This window comes from Klebsiella sp. LTGPAF-6F (assembly GCF_001753185.1).
Classification (GTDB): domain Bacteria; phylum Pseudomonadota; class Gammaproteobacteria; order Enterobacterales; family Enterobacteriaceae; genus Klebsiella; species Klebsiella michiganensis.
Map to the genome: position 1 here is coordinate 1,075,016 of NZ_CP017450.1, position 20,577 is coordinate 1,095,592.

The 20,577-nt window shown below is 53.4% G+C and carries 17 protein-coding genes and 1 riboswitch; of the genes, 6 read left to right on the plus strand and 11 right to left on the minus strand.

The window, feature by feature from the left end; translation table 11 throughout:
• Positions 1 to 13 precede the first annotated feature (13 nt).
• Positions 14 to 176, minus strand: a riboswitch (TPP riboswitch).
• Positions 177 to 213: 37 nt separating this feature from the next.
• Positions 214 to 1,869: an HTH-type transcriptional regulator SgrR gene (gene sgrR, locus BJF97_RS05075; protein ID WP_032694430.1), complete on the minus strand. Its 1,656-nt coding sequence runs from the start codon at positions 1,867 to 1,869 to the stop codon at positions 214 to 216.
• 87 nt (positions 1,870 to 1,956) lie between these two features.
• Here sgrR and sgrT point away from each other — a divergent pair, with 87 nt between their 5' ends.
• Both sgrT and BJF97_RS05080 read left to right on the plus strand, forming a co-directional pair.
• On the plus strand, positions 1,957 to 2,109 hold the full coding sequence (gene sgrT, locus BJF97_RS32205; RefSeq protein WP_004098552.1) for a glucose uptake inhibitor SgrT: 153 nt from the start codon (positions 1,957 to 1,959) through the stop codon (positions 2,107 to 2,109).
• A 228-nt stretch (positions 2,110 to 2,337) separates the two neighbouring features.
• Positions 2,338 to 3,522, plus strand: a complete 1,185-nt coding sequence (locus tag BJF97_RS05080; protein ID WP_009654594.1) for a sugar efflux transporter — start codon at positions 2,338 to 2,340, stop codon at positions 3,520 to 3,522.
• Between the two features lie 47 nt (positions 3,523 to 3,569).
• On the opposite strand, the gene BJF97_RS05085 is transcribed toward BJF97_RS05080, so the two are convergent.
• Positions 3,570 to 4,880 (minus strand): MFS transporter, encoded by a 1,311-nt coding sequence (locus tag BJF97_RS05085; RefSeq protein ID WP_032694429.1) that lies wholly within the window; start codon positions 4,878 to 4,880, stop codon positions 3,570 to 3,572.
• Between the two features lie 230 nt (positions 4,881 to 5,110).
• On the opposite strand from BJF97_RS05085, the gene BJF97_RS05090 reads away from it, so the two are divergent.
• Positions 5,111 to 6,007 (plus strand): LysR family transcriptional regulator, encoded by an 897-nt coding sequence (locus BJF97_RS05090; RefSeq protein ID WP_032694428.1) that lies wholly within the window; start codon positions 5,111 to 5,113, stop codon positions 6,005 to 6,007.
• A gap of 38 nt (positions 6,008 to 6,045) precedes the next feature.
• Here the strand turns inward: BJF97_RS05090 and aroD are convergent, their stop codons facing one another.
• From aroD to leuL, 9 genes are all read right to left on the minus strand, one after another.
• Positions 6,046 to 6,801 (minus strand): type I 3-dehydroquinate dehydratase, encoded by a 756-nt coding sequence (aroD, locus tag BJF97_RS05095; protein WP_014837399.1) that lies wholly within the window; start codon positions 6,799 to 6,801, stop codon positions 6,046 to 6,048.
• A gap of 33 nt (positions 6,802 to 6,834) precedes the next feature.
• Positions 6,835 to 8,049 carry an MFS transporter gene (locus BJF97_RS05100; protein WP_032694427.1) on the minus strand — a complete coding sequence of 405 codons (1,215 nt, stop codon included), beginning with the start codon at positions 8,047 to 8,049 and terminating at the stop codon, positions 6,835 to 6,837.
• A gap of 11 nt (positions 8,050 to 8,060) precedes the next feature.
• Positions 8,061 to 8,924: a shikimate dehydrogenase gene (locus tag BJF97_RS05105; RefSeq protein WP_032694426.1), complete on the minus strand. Its 864-nt coding sequence runs from the start codon at positions 8,922 to 8,924 to the stop codon at positions 8,061 to 8,063.
• Positions 8,925 to 8,934: 10 nt separating this feature from the next.
• Positions 8,935 to 10,968, minus strand: a complete 2,034-nt coding sequence (locus tag BJF97_RS05110) for an oxidoreductase (RefSeq protein ID WP_025106486.1) — start codon at positions 10,966 to 10,968, stop codon at positions 8,935 to 8,937.
• A gap of 402 nt (positions 10,969 to 11,370) precedes the next feature.
• A complete protein-coding gene (gene leuD / locus BJF97_RS05115; RefSeq protein ID WP_032694425.1) occupies positions 11,371 to 11,976 on the minus strand; it encodes a 3-isopropylmalate dehydratase small subunit in 606 nt (201 codons plus the stop codon).
• Between the two features lie 10 nt (positions 11,977 to 11,986).
• A complete protein-coding gene (gene leuC, locus BJF97_RS05120; protein ID WP_014227914.1) occupies positions 11,987 to 13,387 on the minus strand; it encodes a 3-isopropylmalate dehydratase large subunit in 1,401 nt (466 codons plus the stop codon).
• Between the two features lie 2 nt (positions 13,388 to 13,389).
• Complete coding sequence (leuB, locus tag BJF97_RS05125) at positions 13,390 to 14,481, minus strand: 3-isopropylmalate dehydrogenase (protein WP_032694424.1); 1,092 nt, start codon at positions 14,479 to 14,481, stop codon at positions 13,390 to 13,392.
• Positions 14,481 to 16,052 (minus strand): 2-isopropylmalate synthase, encoded by a 1,572-nt coding sequence (gene leuA, locus BJF97_RS05130; protein WP_004098567.1) that lies wholly within the window; start codon positions 16,050 to 16,052, stop codon positions 14,481 to 14,483. Before leuA ends, leuB begins: the two co-directional genes overlap by 1 nt.
• Positions 16,053 to 16,147: 95 nt before the next feature.
• Positions 16,148 to 16,234 (minus strand): leu operon leader peptide, encoded by an 87-nt coding sequence (gene leuL / locus BJF97_RS35625; RefSeq protein ID WP_009654551.1) that lies wholly within the window; start codon positions 16,232 to 16,234, stop codon positions 16,148 to 16,150.
• Positions 16,235 to 16,837: 603 nt separating this feature from the next.
• Between leuL and leuO the strand changes: the two genes are divergently transcribed.
• From leuO to ilvN, 3 genes are all read left to right on the plus strand, one after another.
• Positions 16,838 to 17,806, plus strand: coding sequence for a transcriptional regulator LeuO (gene leuO, locus BJF97_RS05135; RefSeq protein ID WP_086073947.1), 969 nt, complete (start codon positions 16,838 to 16,840; stop codon positions 17,804 to 17,806).
• 391 nt (positions 17,807 to 18,197) lie between these two features.
• A complete protein-coding gene (gene ilvI, locus BJF97_RS05140; RefSeq protein WP_025106489.1) occupies positions 18,198 to 19,922 on the plus strand; it encodes an acetolactate synthase 3 large subunit in 1,725 nt (574 codons plus the stop codon).
• A 2-nt stretch (positions 19,923 to 19,924) separates the two neighbouring features.
• Positions 19,925 to 20,416 carry an acetolactate synthase small subunit gene (gene ilvN, locus BJF97_RS05145; protein WP_004098573.1) on the plus strand — a complete coding sequence of 164 codons (492 nt, stop codon included), beginning with the start codon at positions 19,925 to 19,927 and terminating at the stop codon, positions 20,414 to 20,416.
• The last annotated feature ends 161 nt before the right edge of the window (positions 20,417 to 20,577 follow it).

Consider the following 20,577-nt stretch of genomic DNA (forward strand, 5'->3'; position numbering starts at 1 on the left):
GGGGGGCAAAGGATTTTGAGAGGGCCTCAAATCCCTTCGCCGGCGTTATCCGGATCAGGTTCGACGGGTATTTTCTCAGCCCATACGCTTTATCTTCGGGTTGCTTCTGCGCTAACCGCGCGTTGAGGCAACTTGAATGAGATTGCGTATGTTTATTAGCACCCCGTTGAGAACGGCAGTTAGTGTAATGATTTTGTTTGCCAACGGAAAGCATTACGGCTCCGGCGGCGCGAACCACGCGGACTTAAAGTCAAACCAGCCGAGCGTGTTCATGCGTACGCCGCGCATGCTGCGCTGCCCCTGGATCATCAGCCAGTGGTGGATCAGCGGCACCACGGTTTGATTGGCCAACAGCTGCTGACTCCAGGTGGCCGGGTTCAGCTCGCCCGCGCGCCAGCGAACGGCGTCCTGTTCCCAGTCGATGGGGATACAGTTGCGAATCAGCGGAACTTCATACAGCCAGGCAAACAGGGAGAAATCGATCGGCAGCGTAAAGTTGGCGCTGTTGAGCCAAACGTCGCTGACCACCTCCCCGCGGTGCCACTCCTGATACTCCAGCTCCTGGATCTCCAGCTTAACCTGATGCTCGGCCAGCAGCGTTGCCATGATCCCGCCCATCACGCGATGCTCGACGTGATCCTGGTAGTAGGTCAGCCTGACCGTCTCAAGGCCGGCAGGCTTCTCGCAGGCGTGGCTGCGCGCATGATGCCAGCGGGGCAGCAGGCCATACGCCGGGAACCAGTTGCCCTGATAGTGCTCGCCCGCGTGATAGAGCAGGTTAGCGGGCTGGAACACATAGCTTAGCCACTGGCGTACCGCGCTGTTACCGCCCAGCGGGCTGCGGGCGTCGAACAGCAGGTAATAACACCCCTCTTCCAGGCGGCTTTCCACCGCTTTTTCGCTTTGCGTGGTGCCCTGTAACGTCAACCCGCCGTTGGGTTCTTCGCTGATTTCCGGCAGGACCCAGACGTTCACTTCATCGATCAGCGCCCGGTAGCCGAAATAGTCATCGAAGGCGTGAATTTTGAGCTGATTCTGGTTATTACGCACAACCGAGTAGGGCCCGGTCCCCACGGGGATACTGGAGAAATTCTCCATCGTTCGCCACTCATGCGGGAGGATCATGGCCGGGACCTGGCTTAACAACCACGGCAGCCAGCGGTCGGGCTGGCGGAGATGAATGTCGAGGGTCCATGCGGTGGGAGAGTCGATGCGCTCGATATGAGAGAACAGCGGCAGGGCGTTGCTGCGCTGCAGAGAGGTAATGACATCTTCCATCTCCAGTTCTCGTCCATGATGAAAATGAATCCCCGGACGCAGAAAAAAGCGCCAGTGGGTGGGGGCGATCTGCTGCCAATGGTGAGCAATATCGGCCTCCAGTTCCCCATTTTCCTCATTTACCCGCGTCAGGGCGCTAAAAATCTGCCGGGCAATATGCGTTTCCGAGCGGCGCAGCGCGCTGCCGGGCAGCAGATTTTTCATCGGCCGATAGTAGAGCACGCGCAGGATATGCCGGCCCTGACGAAAGCTGCGGCCTAAATGGGAAACCAGCATTTGCCGGACGGCGGCTTTATCGCCAACCAGCTGCACCAGCTGATCGATTCTGTCCTGATCCAGCAGATCTTCCGCCCTCTGCTGCTGCAGGGCGAGACCGGTATAGAGAAAAGAGAGGCGGGAGCGCTTGCCGCGCCCGGCCTCCGCCTCCCAGGTCAGCCAGCCGCGCGCTTCCATCATGTTGAGCAGGGTACGCATATGGCGGCGCGAGCAGCTTAGCATCTCTGCCAGCGCATTCAGCGTGGTCTCCTGCGACTTGCCATCGCAGCACTGCCACAGGCGGATGAACTGCTGTTGTAAACGACCGGAAGACATAAAAGGGGAACTCCTGATAAAAACTCAGCAATTTATTACTTCCTATATTAAGTCAATAATCAACGTCGATGAAGCGAGGAGGTGAATATGATGGGGTCAACCATGAAACAGTTCTACCAACGCTACTTTTCTGCGACGCAGGATGCGTCCTGGCTGGCCCGCCTGATGGCAGGAAGACAGCAGAAAATGCTCGGCGAGCTGATGCAGTGGGGAGTTACGTCGCAGACCTCGGATCATTGACTTGCAGACATCATGTGTGACTGAGTATTGGTGTTATACTCGTCGTCTTTCAAGCTGCAGGTGCGTTGGCTGCGCCCGCTCGCCCAGGCCACATAGTTATCTATGTTTCCAGGGACTTACGTTCTGGCCGCCTGCCCGCAACTCGAAATCCATAGAGTATAGAATCACCCGCCAGCAGAATACTTCTGCTGGCTTTTTTCGTTTTCTTCGCGTGCTTAAGGATATTTCATGCTGTGGTTAATGACGATGGGGCGTCGTCTAAACGGCGTTTACGCCGCTTTTATGCTTGTCGCTTTCATGATGGGGATCGCCGGCGCGCTGCAGGCGCCGACGCTCAGCTTATTCCTCAGCCGCGAAGTGGGCGCGCAGCCGTTCTGGGTAGGACTGTTCTATACGGTTAACGCCATTGCCGGCATTCTGGTCAGCCTGGCGCTGGCTAAACGCTCCGACAGCCGGGGCGATCGCCGGCGGCTGATTATGTTTTGCTGCCTGATGGCGGTGGGAAACGCGCTGCTGTTCGCTTTTAATCGCCACTATCTGACGCTGATTACCTGCGGGGTTATGCTGGCCTCGGTGGCGAATGCCGCGATGCCGCAGCTTTTTGCCCTGGCGCGGGAATATGCCGATAGCTCGGCGCGCGAAGTGGTGATGTTCAGTTCGATAATGCGTGCGCAGCTTTCGCTGGCGTGGGTTATTGGTCCACCGCTGGCTTTTATGCTGGCGCTGAATTATGGCTTCACCACCATGTTTTCGATTGCCGCCGGGATCTTTGTTATAAGCCTGGCGCTGATCGCCGTCAAACTGCCCTCGGTCGCCCGCGTTGAGCAACCTTCGGAAGGCGCTGACGTGCTGGTGCAGGCCGGAGGATGGCACGATAAAAACGTGCGGATGCTGTTTATCGCCTCCACGCTGATGTGGACCTGCAATACCATGTATATCATTGATATGCCTCTGTGGATCAGCAGCGATCTTGGCCTGCCGGACAGCCTCGCGGGGATTTTGATGGGCACCGCTGCCGGGCTGGAGATCCCGGCGATGATCCTGGCGGGCTACTACGTTAAGCGCTGGGGAAAACGCAAGATGATGGTGACAGCGGTTGCGGCGGGCGTGCTGTTTTATATCGGTCTGATTCTGTTCCACGACCGCGTGGCGCTGCTGGTGCTACAGCTGTTTAATGCCGTATTTATCGGGATTGTTGCCGGGATTGGCATGCTGTGGTTTCAGGATCTGATGCCCGGACGGGCGGGCGCCGCGACGACGCTGTTTACCAACAGTATTTCCACCGGGGTGATTCTGGCGGGGGTGATTCAGGGCGCGCTGTCGCAAAGCTATGGTCACGCCAGCGTCTACTGGACGATTGCCGCAATTTCGCTGGTGACGCTGTTTATGACCAGCAGGGTGAAAGATATCTGAATCGCCACCCCTGTCCCGGCAGGATGCCGGGACAGGGGCTGGACAGGTTATTTCAACACGATCCTTTTAATATCGCCGATAATAAAAACATACGCGATGACGCCAACCAGCGCGGTTAAACCGATATAAATCAGCGCGTAGAAAAAATTACCGGTCATGGATATGATAACCCCAATAATTAATGGGGTAATAATTGATGCCATATTAGCACAGAAGTTGAAAATGCCGCCGGTCAATCCGCCCATATTCTTAGGGGCAATGTCAGAAATAAGCGTCCAGCCGAGGCCAACCATACCCTGGCCAAAAAATGCAATCGACATAATAATAATGACAGCGGTGTTGCTATCGACCCAGTTAGCAATGATGATGCAGCTCGACAGTAGCAGTCCGGAAATAATTGGCAGCTTTCTGCTAATATTTACTGAGTTGGTTTTCTTTATTATTTTATCGGATACCCAACCGCCGAAAAAGATACCGATAGCCGCGGCCAGGAACGGCCAGGAGGCGAAGAAACCCACGTGAAGCCAGGGGAGGTGGCGTTCGTTAGCCAGATAAGTCGGGAACCATGTCAGGAAGAAAACCAGCGTGGTGTTACCGGAAAATTGACCAAGGCTGGCGCCGATGATTTGCCGGCAGCACAGCAGACGTTTCGCATCATGCCAGTTGAAAGGGATATTTTCATTGACGGATGCCGTATTTTCTACGCCGATATACTCCAGCTCTTCTTTATTTGCCGTTTTTGATTCATGTGGCTCGTGATAAAACTTCCACCATACAAAAGTAAACGCAATACCCAACCCACCGGTCAGAAAAAATAGCGTTCTCCAGCCATGATGCTCCAGAATTAAAAAAAGGAGCGGAGAGAATGCGGCCAGGCCAATATATTCACCGACGGTGTAAGTCGCCGTTGCCCGGGCGCGTTCATGCTGCGGAAACCATTTACTGACGACACGGCTATTAACCGGGAAACAGGGGGCTTCGCTGATGCCTAAGCCTAAACGCAGCAGCAGCAGCGATTTTAGGCCGACAGAAAAGCTTTGCAGTAAGGTAAAGGTTGACCAGAAAAAAATAGAAAGCGCGTAGGTCAGCTTATTGCCGAAGCGATCGAGAAACATCCCGCCGGGAATTTGCGCCAGCGCGTAGGTCCAGGCGAAAGCGGAAAAAACGATCCCCATCATGGCCGGGTCAATATCTATTTCGCTCGTTAACTTGGGCGCAACAACACCTAAAATAGTCCGATCGAGATAATTTATCATCGTCCCTATCGATAGTAACATTAAAATTACAATTCGCGTTTTAGTTCGCTTTTGCGTGGCCGACGGCAAAATCGGCCGTTCCTGAGCATCGATCGTCCTCATAGTGATTTCCTTTAAAGTTTAAAATATTTTTGCATGAATTTATGCAGGCAAAAATATTCTATTTGACGTTGACGCTATCGATGATAAGTCACGCTTTGTTACGGCTTCTGTGACATGGCATAACAATATTTGATATGACCCCGATATTTCTCCTTTTCGGCTCATCATCGATAGCCTGTATGGTATATTAGGGGCATGAGTTTAATTCTTATATTATACGAGCAAAAATAATGAACCTAAAGCAACTTTATTATTTTAAGCGGCTGGCAGAAACCGAGCACTACACTGAAGCCGCCTCCAGTCTTTTTATCACTCAACCCTCGCTAAGCCACGCCATATCTGAACTGGAGAAAGAGCTTGGCGTGGCGCTATTTGCCAGGAAAGGGCGTAATGTCAAAATTACGCAGAATGGTAAGCGCTTTCTGCCCTACGTCGAAGATGCCCTGGCCTCATTAGAGAATGGCCGCATGACGTTGCAAAAAAATAGCGACGAGAACAAGGAGAATATTCGCATTGCGTTCATTTACACCATGGGCGAATATGTTGTTCCGCAGTTAATTAATAAATATTCCCTTTCACCATCTCGTCACAATGTGACATTTTCTTTTACTCAGGGAACGTCGTTAACGCTTCTGCAGGAACTGAAGGCCGGGAAAAGCGACCTGGCGATTTGTTCCTATATTGCGGATGAACCTGATATCGACTTTATTCCTATTATTCAGCAGGAGCTGGTCGTGGTGACGGCAAAAGATCACCCTCTGGCCAGGCTCTATAAAAATGAAGTCGACCTGGTGGAGACTATCCACTATCCCTATATCTATTTTTCAGAAAATAGCGGGTTACGCCCCTTTATTGATAACGTGTTTATGCAGCAAAAGCTGGTGCCGGATATTGCCTGCTACGTTGATGAGGATACGGCGATGGCGGGGCTGGTCAGTATTGATTACGGTATTGCGATTATGCCGCGAATTTCCGCGCTCTCGTATTACAACGTGCATATCCTGACGATTAAAAATGCGATTCCTCCGCGTTATATCTATCTGGCAACGATGAAAGAGCGGGTACTTTCTCCGGCGATTCAGTCATTTAAAGATGTCATTATTAATGACAGCCAAAAAATCCGCTAGCAACATCGCCCGGAGGGTGACCCCCGGGCGAAGTTTTATCAGGAAAGAATATCCATCAGTTCACGCAGTTGGGTAATGGCGATTTGCCCTGGTGCAGAAGCCTGGCCGACGGTACCGAAGGTCATTGCTGAACCGAACAAACGGCCGGTTACCCGGCTCACGCCGCCGGATTTACCCATCGACATGGTGATTAACGGCCGAGTCGCGTACTTCTCTTTCATCGTCAGGGTTGCCGAGAGCAGGGTCAGGACATCCTGCGGCGACTGCGGCATAACTGCGATCTTCGGCAGGTCAGCGCCAAGATCCTGCATGCGGCGCAGGCGGTAGATGATATCTTCCTGAGCCGGCGTTTTATGGAAATCGTGATTGCTCATGATAACTTTGACGCCCGCAGCGTGGGCATCGCTCACCAGCGAGCGAATTTGCGCTTCGTCGTTGAACAGCTCGATATCAATCACGTCGGTCAGACCGCTAACGGCCGCCTGGCGATTCAGCTCAAAATAGGCTTCGTCGCTGATTTCCGTTTCGCCACCCTCTTTTTTACTGCGGAAGGTGAACAGCAGCGGGATCTCTTTCAGCAGCTGGCGAATCTCGCCCAGCGCCAGCAGTACCTGCTCCGTTTCTCTGACCTGGGTGAAGTGATCGACGCGCCACTCGATAATATCGGCTCCGGCGGTAGCAAGCGCGCGCGCGTTAGTCTGCAGCTCGGCAAGTGTTTTGCCGATCAGCGGTACGCAGATTAAGGTTTCCCCTTCCTGGAAGGTGATGTTTTTTACTGTTACTGCTTGAGTCATGTTGGTATCCATTATTCTTTTTGTCATTGACCATCAGGCGGTTGCTGCAACCCGGGATGTTTTTGCAGCGGCGCGAACCTGAAGCTGACGATAACCGATGTACAGGGCGATCACAAAGCCGACGATCGCGATCAGAAGATCGAACCACATAATGCTGGCAATACCTATCTTCGACAGTTTTGCCGTGATCAGCGGGATCGTAAAGCTGGCCAGACTTCCTGCGGTATAAAAGATCCCGGTGGCTTTGCCTTTTCCGTTCGGGAAGCTCATGGCCATAATGGTCGCGCCTATCTGCAGCACGCCGCCGGCGGCGGCAAAGCCGATGATAAAGGCGAAGCCGGTCACTATCATTGGCGTAGGGAACAGGCAAACGATCAGCAGTGACATCATCGACAGGAAAGTGTAAACGATCATGGCGACGGCCGAGCTAAATACCTCTTTGACAAAGGCCGCGGTGACGAACACGCACGTCAGGGAACCGGCTGTATAGACGCTCAGGAGTTTAATGGCCGACTCGTGCGGGATGCCGGCAACGAACTCGCCGTACTGCGCTAACCACTGGCTGACCAGATAAAAAGTCGCCATACCGATATAGCCGTACAGGGTAAAGATGGCCATATCCAGCTTGCCGGCGTTCGCCTGCGGGGCAACGGCGGCGGCCGACGATTTTTCTGCGGTTTCCTTTTTCGCCCGATGGTCCGGGAAAGGCATTTTTATCAGGTAGATAGCGCTAATAATCATCAATACGGCGGCGATGATAAACGACCATCCGTACCACATATTCGCCCAAATCAGCGCACCGATAATGAACGGCAGCAGGAACTGCCCGGCAGAGACAAAGGCTTTGATCAGCACGTTCGCGCGGCTGGCGGAGTTAGGGAAAGACTCCATCAACGCCGGATAGGTTCCGGAATCGAGGAAGCTGTTTGCCAGACCGGCCATAATGCCGAAGAAGTAGGCCATATAAATGTTTTTCGTCAGTAAAATACCGAGGAAAAACACCAGATAGCTGGCGATGCCGAGATAGATAAAAGGTTTACGGCCAAAACGGTCGGACAGGAATCCTGTGACGATCGTGGCGAGCTTACCGATCCCGAGCGACGAAATGACGATGGAGACGCCGGCTGCGTCGGTTCCCCACTGTTCCTGCAGATTCGCCATATTGAGGGTGATTAACAAAACCCCCATGCCGTGGATCAGGTAGTTAAGATAGAGCCCAGCCGCCGTTGGGACATATGGATTTTTCATCGCGCCCATCCTTAGAACAGGATACTTTTGATGTGTTCAACCGGCATTTCTTTGCCCGTCCAGATTTCAAAAGCGCGCGCGCCTTGCCAGAGCATCATCCCCAGACCGTTGATGGTGCGGCAGCCTTTTTTCTCGGCCACTTCCAGCAGATAAGTTTTGCGCGGGTTATAGACCACGTCAGACACGATCAGATCCGGGCGCAGGAAGCTGTCGTCAGGCAGCAGCATCTGGCCTTCAAACGGTTTCATGCCCACGCCGGTGGCGTTAGTCAGAATGACGCTGCTGTCGATTTCCACGCGCAGTTTGTCATGATCGTCCAGATCGAACAGGTGGATCTCGCAGTTGGTGTTATTACGGATTTTGGCGACGGTCTGTTCGGCATTGGCGAAGAACTTATCTTTGCGGTTAAAGATGGAGATCGCTTTGACGCCATCGAGCGCGGCCTGAACGCAGAGCGCGGTTGCCGCGCCGCCTGCGCCCAGAACGGTCATTTTTTTGCCGAGGATATCAATGCCCTCTTCTTTGAGCGCGCGCATATAGCCGGTGCCATCGGTAATGTGGCCAGTCAGTACGCCATTGTCGTTCACCACGGTATTCACCGCGCCAACCAGTTCTGCCGCCGGCGAGAGCTTGTCCAGATACTGGCAAATCTCCGTTTTGTTCGGCATGGAGACGTTACAGCCGCGCAGTTTTAACGCGCGAAAGCCCTGAACGACATCTTTCAGCGTTTCATTACCCACTTCGAAGGCCAGGTAAACGTAGTCCAGCCCCAGATGGGCAAAGGCTTCGTTATGCATGGTTGGCGACATGCTGTGACGAATCGGGGTCGCAATCAGGCCAATCAGCTCGGTATGTCCGGTAATACGTTCTGCCATGATAAAATCCTCAATATGTTAGAAATGGAATTTTTGTCGATTCGCGGTTGCCGAGAGCCCCCATATCTTCGAGGGTGTCCAGCACGTTGCGCCCTTCGCGCACGCCATCAATGATTCGCCGGGCCATCAGGCTGTCGCCGATGTTCATTATTTTTACGTTATTGGCTCTGGCCCATTGTTCAATCTCAGTGAGACCGGCGGTGTTGGCGCGCATTCCCAGGCAGACGAAGCCGTAATCGAAAGGAATGTCAAAGGTGCCATCCGCATTTTTAACGGTGAAATGCGTCGGGGTGACGGCAACCAGCTGCGTGCGCATGTGCTGTTCCACGTGATGTTCATCCAGCATGGTCAACATGGCGTTTTTGGTAATGATGTCCAGATCGCGACCCGGCGCGTCCTGCATCTCGATAAGCACGGCGCTGGCACCGCGCGCGGAGAAGTACTCGATAACGTCCAGACCCACGGCGCCTGCGCCGACGACGGCGATGCGTTTACCTGTAGCATCGGCAAACTGGTCCAGATGATGAATCATGTTGGTAATGGAGAAGACGTTCCCGCCTTCGACATCGATGTTCTCGCGCAGTCCTTCAATGGGCGGCAGCAGGGGCACTGAACCGGTGGCGTTGACGATTAAATCCGGGCGAAGAGCGGAAACGGACGCCACGGTGGCGCGTCTGCCGACCTGCAGCATCAGGTTATCGAGCGAGGCGATACGGTTTTTCATAAACTGCGGAAAATCAGCGATACGCTTTTTCTCCGGCAGCAGGGAGATCTCGCTGGCCAGTCCGCCGATGCTGTGCTTCTCTTCCAGCAGCCAGGTATGACAGCCGACTTCAGCCGCGGTGCAGGCCGCTTCCATTCCCGCCGTACCCGCGCCGATGACCACGACGTTGGTATCGCGGATCACGCGCTGCTGCTTATACGCGTCGCCGTGGATGATATCCGGGTTGATCGAGCAGCGAAGAGGGCGGGAGCGGGCGATGCGGTGATCCGCGCAGCCAATGTTGCAGGAGATGCATTTCCGCATCAAACGTTCGTTGCCGCTTTGAACTTTTTGCACCCACTCCGGCTCGGCGATCAGGCCGCGGCCAATGGCAATCAGGTCGGCATCGCCGCTGGCGATAATATCTTCGGCGACTTTCGGGGTACGGATGTTGCCGGCTATCACCGTGGGCTTGTGGAATTTGTCGCGTACCGCGCGAGAGAGGTAGCGCTTCCAGCCATCTTCCAGAGACATCTGGTCAATCTGGAAATTGAGGTTGTCGTTTTGCGCGGCGGAGACGTTGATAATATCCACTTTTTCCTGGCACAGTTCGAGGATCCGCAAGGAGTCTTCGAGCGTATTTCCACCTTTCAGAAAGTCATCGGCGCTAATACGCAGGCTGACCGGAAAACGCGGACCTACGCAGGCCCGAACCTTATCGACGATTAAGGTTAATATTCTGGCGCGATTCTCTACGCTGCCGCCAAATTCATCGGTGCGCTTATTAAACAGCGGTGATAAAAACTGGCTAATTAAATAAGAGTGGCCGGCGTGAATTTCCACGCAGTCGAATCCAGCGCGGCGAACGCGCTCCGCCGCGTCACCAAATTTATCGACGGCATGATATATCTCATCGTGCGTCATCGGGCGGGGAATATTTCCGTTCTTTTTGGACGGCGTGCTGGAAGAAGACAGCGGCATTTCGCCGTTCAGGCGATACGCATAGGCCGACGCGCCGGCGTGGTTTAATTGAATACTGACGCAGGCGCCGTGTTTATGTAAGGTTTCGGTTAATTTGAACAGGCGCGGAATATATTGATCGTTATCGATACGCAGCTGCGTAGTGCCGTTAGAGGCGAAAGGAAAATCGATGCAAATATTCTCGATAGTGATGAGTCCTGTGCCGCCCCGCGCGCGTAGCTCATAGTAGTCAATCTGCTCCTGCGTGACTTCCCCGTTCAGGCTCGCCAGGTTGGTTCCCATTGGCGGCATGATGATGCGGTTTTTTATTGTCATTCCGTTAATGGTCAACGGGGAAAAAAGATGGGGATAGTGGCTCATATGCTCTCTCCACTGGATGCCTGATGGCCTTTTACGGCGATTCTGGCCTGTCCAAAGTTAATATTTCTCTGTGGGGAAAGATAACGAGGCGTTTAATAGAAAAATAATGCTTTTTTTTGCGCGGAGCTATAGCGTGATTCTATGGGATTAACAATTTATTCACACATTAGTGTTTTTACCTTAAATATTTCAATCGATTTTTTACTTGTACTTGTGGAATGACACAAAAAGAGTAGGGGAATGATTGAATAGATGCCCAATTGATAATGATTTATTTTTATCGCGGCGAAAATGTCGCCCCGTTATAGCGACGAATATTGATATATGTGCGCCAGATCTCATTTTTACCGGCAAAAAAAAGCCCGGATCGCGGTCCGGGCTGAGATATACATGGCGGCTGCCTTAATTCATAAAGGCCGGCTGTTTTTTCTCATAGGCTGAGATCGCCTCTTCATGCTGCAAAGTCAGGCCGATGCTGTCCAGACCGTTCAGCATGCAGTGGCGGCGGAAAGCGTCAATTTTAAAGCTGTAAGATTTAGCGCCTGCTTTAACCACTTCGGCTTCCAGATCGACTTCAAACTTAATGCCCGGCTGAGAGTGGACCAGCTTAAACAGCTCATCGACCTGCGCTTCGCTCAGGGTGACCGGCAGCAGCTGATTGTTAAAGCTGTTGCCGTAGAAGATATCGGCGAAGCTCGGCGCGATGACGACTTTAAAACCGTAATCGGTCAGCGCCCACGGCGCGTGCTCGCGCGAAGAGCCGCAGCCGAAGTTTTCCCGCGCCAGCAGGATAGATGCGCCTTTATATTCCGGGAAGTTCAGCACGAATTCCGGGTTAGGCTGTTCGCCTTTGTCGTCCAGGAAGCGCCAGTCGTTAAACAGATGGGCGCCAAAACCGGTACGCGTGACTTTCTGCAGGAACTGCTTTGGAATGATTGCATCGGTATCGACGTTCGCGGCGTCCAGCGGAACCACCAGGCCGGTATGTTGGGTAAATTTCTCTGCCATGATGGTTTCCTTATTTCAAGCTACGGATATCGGCGAAATGACCGGTAACGGCCGCCGCGGCTGCCATGGCCGGGCTGACCAGGTGAGTACGCCCGCCGCGGCCCTGACGGCCTTCAAAGTTACGGTTGCTGGTGGAGGCGCAGCGCTCGCCCGGGTTCAGGCGGTCGTTGTTCATCGCCAGGCACATGGAGCAGCCGGGTAAACGCCACTCAAAGCCGGCTTCAATAAAGATTTTATCCAGGCCTTCGGCTTCGGCCTGCGCTTTTACCGGACCAGAGCCTGGCACGACCAGCGCCTGAACGCCCGGCGCGACTTTGCGGCCTTTAGCGATTTCGGCCGCCGCGCGTAAGTCTTCGATACGCGAGTTGGTGCAGGAGCCGATAAAGACTTTATCAATCGCCACGTCGGTTAACGGTACGCCAGATTTCAGGCCCATATAGGCCAGCGCTTTTTCCGCGCTCGCGCGCTCTACCGGGTCGGTGAATGATGCCGGATCCGGAATGATGTCGGTGACGGAGATGACCTGACCTGGGTTGGTGCCCCAGGTGACCTGCGGGGCAATCTCTTCCGCCTGCAGGGTGACAACGCTGTCAAAGGTCGCGCCATCATCGGTGGTCAGGGTTGTCCACCAGGCGACGGCTTCGTCAAAATCCTTGCCTTTCGGCGCGTGCAGACGGCCTTTCACGTAATCGAAGGTGGTCTGGTCAGGCGCGACCAGGCCCGCTTTCGCGCCCATTTCGATAGCCATATTGCACAGGGTCATACGGCCTTCCATGCTTAAATCACGGATGGCTTCGCCGCAAAATTCGACAACATGACCGGTGCCGCCGGCGCTGCCGGTTTTACCGATAATCGCCAGAACGATATCTTTGGCGGTGATGCCCGGAGCCGCTTTACCTTTGACTTCGATCTTCATGGTTTTAGCGCGGCCCTGCTTCAGCGTTTGCGTAGCCAGGACGTGCTCGACTTCAGAGGTGCCGATACCGAAGGCCAGCGCGCCGAATGCGCCATGGGTTGCCGTGTGTGAGTCGCCGCAGACGATGGTCATACCCGGCAGGGTGACGCCCTGTTCCGGCCCCATCACGTGGACGATGCCCTGGAAAGGGTGGTTCAGATCGTACAGCTCAACGCCGAACTCTTTGCAGTTTTTAATTAACTCCTGCATCTGGATGCGCGCCATTTCGCCGGACGCGTTAATGTCTTTCGTCTGCGTCGAAACGTTGTGATCCATCGTGGCGAAGGTTTTGCCCGGCTGACGTACCGGGCGTTTGTGGGCGCGCAGACCGTCAAACGCCTGCGGCGAGGTCACTTCATGAACCAGATGACGGTCAATGTACAGCAGCGGGGTTTCGTTTTGCGCTTCATAAACCACGTGAGCATCGAACAACTTTTCATATAACGTCTTCGCCATGATTACACCCCTTCAGCGACATAGCGGGCAATGATATCGCCCATTTCATCGGTACTGACCGCCGCCGCGCCGCGCGCTAAATCGCCGGTGCGTACGCCTTCTTCTAATGCGCGGTTGATCGCATTTTCAATCGCGGTTGCCGCGTTATCGGCATCCAGGCTATAGCGCAGCAGCAGCGCCAGGGAGAGGATCTGCGCGATGGGGTTAGCGATGTTTTTACCGGCGATATCCGGCGCGGAGCCGCCTGCGGGTTCATATAAACCAAAGCTTTGCTCGTTGAGGCTGGCGGACGGCAGCATGCCCATTGAACCGGTAATCATGGCGCATTCGTCAGACAGGATGTCGCCGAAAAGATTGGAGCACAGCAGGACGTCAAACTGGGACGGATCTTTGATCAGCTGCATGGTGGCGTTGTCGATATACATATGCGACAACTCAACGTCAGGATACTGCTTACTGACTTCACTAACGATTTCACGCCACAAAATAGAAGACTGCAGCACGTTCGCTTTATCAATCGAGGTCACTTTGTGGCGACGCTTGCGGGCGGACTCGAACGCAATATGGGCGATACGCTCAATCTCAAAGCGATGATACACCTCGGTATCGAACGCTTTCTCATGCTGGCCGCTGCCTTCACGGCCTTTCGGCTGGCCGAAGTAAATGCCGCCGGTCAGTTCGCGGACGCATAAAATGTCGAAGCCGTTAGCGGCGATATCGGCGCGCAGCGGGCAAAACTCTTCCAGGCCCTGGTACAGCTTAGCCGGGCGCAGGTTGCTGAATAATTTGAAATGCTTACGCAGGGGCAGCAGCGCGCCGCGCTCCGGCTGCTCCGCGGGCGGAAGGTGCTCCCATTTCGGTCCGCCAACGGAGCCAAACAGGATCGCGTCGGCCTGTTCGCAGCCTTCGACGGTAGTCTGCGGCAGGGGAGTGCCCTGACGATCGATGGCGACACCGCCGACGTCGTGCTGGCTGGTGGTAATGCGCATATCAAAACGGTGGCGAACGGCTTCCAGTACTTTCATCGCCTGGTTCATGACTTCCGGGCCAATACCATCACCTGGTAAAACAGCAATATGGTAATTCTTCGACATTACACGGTTTCCTTATTGTTCTCTTTATTCTGAGCTTTGCGTTGCAATTCTTTTTCGACTTCAGCGGCGCGCCAGATATTGTTCAGGACGTGAACCATGGCTTTCGCGGAAGATTCCACGATATCCGTCGCCAGACCCACGCCGTGGAAGCGGCGGCCGTTGTAGTTCGCCACGATGTCCACCTGGCCCAGCGCATCCTTACCCTGACCCTTGGCATTGAGGTCATATTTGACCAGCTCAATCTCATAGCCGGTGATGCGGTTAATAGCCTGATAAATGGCGTCCACCGGGCCGTTACCGTTGGCGGCCTCAGCTTTTGTTTCATCACCGCAGGCCAGCTTCACGGAGGCGGTTGCGATATCGCTGGAGCCGGACTGCACGCTGAAGTAATCCAGGCGGAAATGCTCCGGTTCTTCCTGCTGTTTATTAATGAAGGCTAATGCTTCCAGGTCATAGTCAAACACCTGGCCCTTTTTATCCGCCAGCTTGAGGAACGCGTCATACAGATGGTCCATGTTGTAGTCGGTGTCTTTATAGCCCATCTCTTCCATACGGTGTTTTACCGCCGCGCGGCCGGAGCGTGAGGTCAGATTCAGCTGCACCTGGTTCAGACCGATAGATTCCGGCGTCATGATTTCGTAGTTTTCGCGATTCTTCAGCACGCCGTCCTGGTGAATACCGGAAGAGTGGGCAAAGGCGCCGGTTCCGACGATAGCTTTGTTGGCAGGGATCGGCATATTGCAAATCTGGCTGACGGTCTGGCTGGTACGCCAGATTTCCTGGTGATTAATGCGGGTGTGCACATTCATAATGTCTTTGCGCACTTTAATCGCCATGATCACTTCTTCCAGCGAGCAGTTGCCGGCGCGTTCGCCGATACCGTTCATCGCGCCTTCAACCTGGCGAGCGCCGGCGTGGACCGCTGCGAGCGCGTTACCGACCGCGATGCCTAAGTCGTCATGGGTATGGACGGAGATAATGGCCTTGTCGATGTTAGGCACGCGTTCGTACAAACCGGTGATGATATTGGCGAATTCGAACGGCATGGTGTAGCCGACGGTATCCGGAATATTGATGGTTGTTGCGCCTGCATTAATCGCGGCTTCAACGACGCGAGCCAGATCGGCAATCGGCGTACGGCCAGCGTCTTCACAGGAAAACTCGACATCGTCAGTGTAGTTGCGTGCGCGCTTCACCATATAGATGGCACGTTCAATAACCTCATCCAGGTTACTGCGCAGCTTGGTGGCGATATGCATCGGCGAGGTGGCGATAAAAGTGTGAATACGGAACGCTTCCGCCACTTTTAATGATTCTGCTGCAACATCGATATCTTTTTCTACGCAGCGGGCCAGGGCGCAAACCCGGCTGTTTTTGATCGTGCGCGCGATGGTTTGCACGGATTCAAAGTCGCCTGGAGACGAGACTGGGAAGCCCACTTCCATGACGTCAACGCCCATCCGCTCCAGGGCCATAGCAATCTGCAGTTTCTCTTTCACACTCAGGCTGGCTTGTAACGCTTGTTCACCGTCGCGTAAGGTCGTATCGAAAATAATGACTTGCTGGCTCATGGTTTAGATCCTTGGTCTGTGTCCTGGCGCCTTGCTTACGAGCATAAAAAAACCCGCGCATTGGCGCGGGTTTTATAGTCTTGCTGGAAGATGACTTAACGATGAACGTCGCCCAACAGCCTACCGCGCAAAATGGATGCGTTTAGTAGTAGTAGGCTGAGAAAGCGAATGCTGCGAATCATTGCGTCATGCTCCAGATGAAATCGTTATGTATTTAGAGTTACTGGATATGGGGTTTGATGTCAACCCTTGGGTGAACAAAAGGTCTTTTTACCCGCGAGAAGAATTAGCTAATTGTGCTGACGATCGCGCTTTTTTGCCGATGATCCTTTTTAGGACATCAGCGCATGTTGAGATATTTTCACTATTTGATAATTTTGATTTTCGCTGAGAGCCGCAAGGATAGCGCGCCTGGCCAGAATCATATCTTAATGAAATAGCTGAATTTATTTGTTTGCTGAATGTGTTCGTGTTTGTAAAGGGGTATTATCAATGATAATAAAATGTGAATGTTAAGGGCGGCTTAAACCGATATTGTAATAGTGCTTAAATTATAGTTAACCGCTGCTGTTATTGTTTATTTTTGATATTTATGGGTACACTTGGTTTTATCAAGTAAACAATATGGTTAGGGGGTTGCGGGTACGTTCAACTGCAGAATTTTCGTCGCCACTCATAACCTTAATATATTCCTAAAATTCATCTTTGCCCTTTTGTAAATGTCATATGCATGGTAAATGATATTTTCAGAATTAATTACTGCACTTTGGCAAAGGGAATTTAGCGTGACAGTGGAGTTAAATATGTTAAAAGAAAATACTGAATATAAGCCGGACTCAGAGGTGGAAAACGCAAAACCTCAGCTGAGAATGGTCGACCTCAATCTGTTAACCGTATTTGATGCGGTAATGCAGGAACAAAATATCACCCGTGCGGCACACTCCCTGGGGATGTCGCAGCCGGCGGTCAGCAATGCCGTATCAAGACTGAAGGTGATGTTTAATGATGAGCTGTTTGTTCGTTATGGGCGCGGCATCCAGCCAACGGCGCGTGCTTATCAGCTATTTGGTTCTGTACGACAGGCATTACAATTAGTGCAGAACGAGTTGCCGGGCTCGGGCTTCGAGCCGCTCAGCAGCGAGCGGGTCTTTAATTTATGCGTTTGCAGCCCGCTGGATAACGCATTGACTTCGGTTATTTTCAATAAAGTTGGCGAGATTGCGCCCAACATTCATTTGGTCTTTAAATCGGCATTGAATCAAAACACGGAACATCAATTACGTTATCAGGAAATTGAATTCGTTATTGGTTATGAAGAGTTTCGTCGCCCTGAGTTTGCCTGCGTGCCTTTATTTAAAGATGAAATGGTGCTGGTGGCGAGCCGGAAACATCCGCGTATTTCTGGCCCAATGATGGAAAATGATATTTATCAGGAGGAGCACGCGGTTGTCGCTCTCGATCGCTACGCTTCATTTAGCCAGCCGTGGTATGACACCGCGGATAAACAATCGCGTATTGCTTATCAAGGCAACGCGATGGTCAGCGTATTAAATGTGGTTTCCCAGACCAATATGGTTGCTATCGCACCGCGCTGGTTAGCCAGCGAGTTCGCCGATAAGCTGGATTTGCAAATATTACCGTTGCCGCTGAAAGTGAATAGCCGTACCTGCTATCTTTCATGGCATGAAGCGGCGGGCCGTGATAAAGGGCATCAGTGGATGGAAGAATTGCTGGTCAATATCTGCCAGCGCTAAACGGTCGCGATACAAACGGGGGCTTCGGCTCCTGCTTTGTGTGACAAAAATCACTAAACATAGAATTTTATTCTGTTTGCGCTTGTCCGCCCCCGGCGCTGCCCGTTAAAAAATGGATGATTTGCTGTAGTTGGTTATTTTCCCCGAGCATTGACTATCATATTTTCTTATCTCCGAAGTTTTTCACCGTGTTTTAGCTGCGAACCTTTCTTTTATCCTTTTAATGCCTCTTAGGTGCCGACGGTCGCCAATTGCCTGCCCGTTAGCGAGCAGTTATGGTAACGGCATGCAGTCTATTCACCTCAGGACGAAGCTTTTGCGCTTCGTCCTGTGCGAGCGCGCGGAAATCGGATTCCGCTGTCGTTAAAAACTATAAGCCGGGAGGCAAACCATGGAGATGTTGTCAGGAGCCGAAATGGTCGTCCAGTCGCTGGTCGATCAGGGCGTCAAGCAGGTGTTCGGTTATCCCGGGGGCGCGGTCCTCGATATCTATGATGCGTTACATACCCTTGGCGGAATCGATCACGTACTGGTCCGCCATGAGCAAGCTGCCGTGCATATGGCGGATGGCCTTGCGCGCGCAACGGGCGAGGTCGGGGTAGTCCTGGTGACCTCGGGTCCGGGGGCGACTAACGCGATTACCGGCATTGCGACGGCTTATATGGATTCCATTCCGCTGGTGATTCTTTCCGGCCAGGTCGCGACGTCCTTAATTGGCTACGATGCTTTCCAGGAGTGCGACATGGTGGGGATCTCCCGACCGGTGGTAAAACACAGCTTTCTGGTTAAGCAAACCGAAGATATTCCCGGCGTGCTGAAAAAAGCGTTCTGGCTGGCGGCCAGCGGGCGTCCCGGCCCGGTCGTCGTGGATCTACCGAAAGATATTCTCAATCCGGCGAAAAAACTGCCGTACGCCTGGCCAGATACGGTCAGCATGCGCTCTTATAATCCGACGACGTCGGGTCATAAAGGGCAGATTAAACGTGCGCTGCAGACGCTGGTGGCGGCCAAAAAACCGGTGGTTTATGTCGGTGGCGGGGCGATTAATGCGCAATGTGAACCGCAGCTGTTCGCGCTGGTTGAGAAACTGAAGCTGCCGGTGGCGTCTTCGCTGATGGGGCTGGGCGCCTTCCCTGCTTCACACCAGCAGGCGTTAGGGATGCTGGGCATGCATGGGACCTATGAAGCCAATATGACCATGCACCATTCCGACGTGATTTTCGCCGTTGGCGTGCGCTTCGACGATCGTACAACGAATAATCTGGCCAGGTACTGTCCGAACGCGACGGTGCTGCATATTGATATCGATCCCACTTCGATATCCAAGACCGTTCCTGCCGACGTGCCTATCGTTGGCGACGCCCGCCTGGTGCTGGAACAGATGCTGGAACTGCTCGACCATGAAGAGACGCAGCAGCCGCTGGATGAAATCCGCGACTGGTGGCAGCAGATTGAGCAGTGGCGCGCGCGTCATTGCCTGCAGTACGACACGCAAAGCGGCAAGATTAAACCGCAGGCGGTAATTGAGACCATCTGGCGGCTGACGCACGGCGATGCGTACGTGACGTCCGATGTGGGTCAGCATCAGATGTTCGCGGCGCTTTATTATCCTTTCGACAAACCGCGGCGTTGGATCAACTCAGGTGGTCTGGGAACGATGGGATTTGGCCTTCCCGCCGCGCTGGGCGTGAAGATGGCGCTGCCGGAAGAAACGGTGATTTGCGTGACCGGCGATGGCAGCATCCAGATGAATATTCAGGAGCTCTCCACCGCGCTGCAGTACGAGCTGCCGGTGCTGGTGCTGAACCTCAATAACCGCTACCTCGGGATGGTGAAGCAGTGGCAGGATATGCTTTACTCTGGCCGTCATTCACAATCCTATATGGAATCATTGCCTGATTTTGCTCGCGTCGCGGAAGCCTACGGCCACGTGGGGATTCGTATCAGCGACCCGCAGGAGCTGGAAGCGAAGCTCGCTGAGGCGCTGGAGCAGGTGCGTAATAATCGACTGGTTTTCGTTGATGTAACGGTTGACGGCAGTGAGCATGTATACCCCATGCAGATTCGCGGCGGCGGTATGGACGAGATGTGGCTGAGCAAAACGGAGAGGACCTGATTATGCGCCGGATATTATCAGTATTACTGGAGAACGAATCGGGCGCGCTATCCCGCGTGATCGGCCTCTTTTCACAGCGCGGTTATAATATTGAAAGCCTGACGGTAGCGCCGACGGACGATCCGACGTTATCCAGAATGACGATTCAAACCGTTGGCGATGAGAAAGCGATTGAGCAGATAGAAAAGCAGCTGCACAAGCTGGTCGACGTGCTGCGCGTTAACGAGCTTGGACAAGGCGCGCACGTTGAGCGTGAAATTATGCTGGTAAAGGTCCAGGCCAGCGGCTATGGACGCGATGAGGTCAAGCGCAATACGGAAATCTTCCGTGGGCAAATTATCGACGTCACGCCGTCTATCTATACCGTTCAGCTGGCGGGAACCAGCGATAAGCTGGATGCGTTTTTGGCTTCGCTGCGCGACGTGGCGCGAATTGTTGAAGTCGCCCGCTCGGGCGTAGTCGGATTGTCGCGCGGCGACAAAATCATGCGCTGAGCCGCTGAAACCGACGTAAAAATAGCCCGACACAGCCTGTCGGGCTATTTTTTTGCGAAATCGGTGGGAACTGTGGACTAAAGCGGTTGCTGCGCTTACTTTTCTGCGCTTAGATGTTATAAAAACGAATCCATACCTGAAGAATGGTTATGTTCTGTACT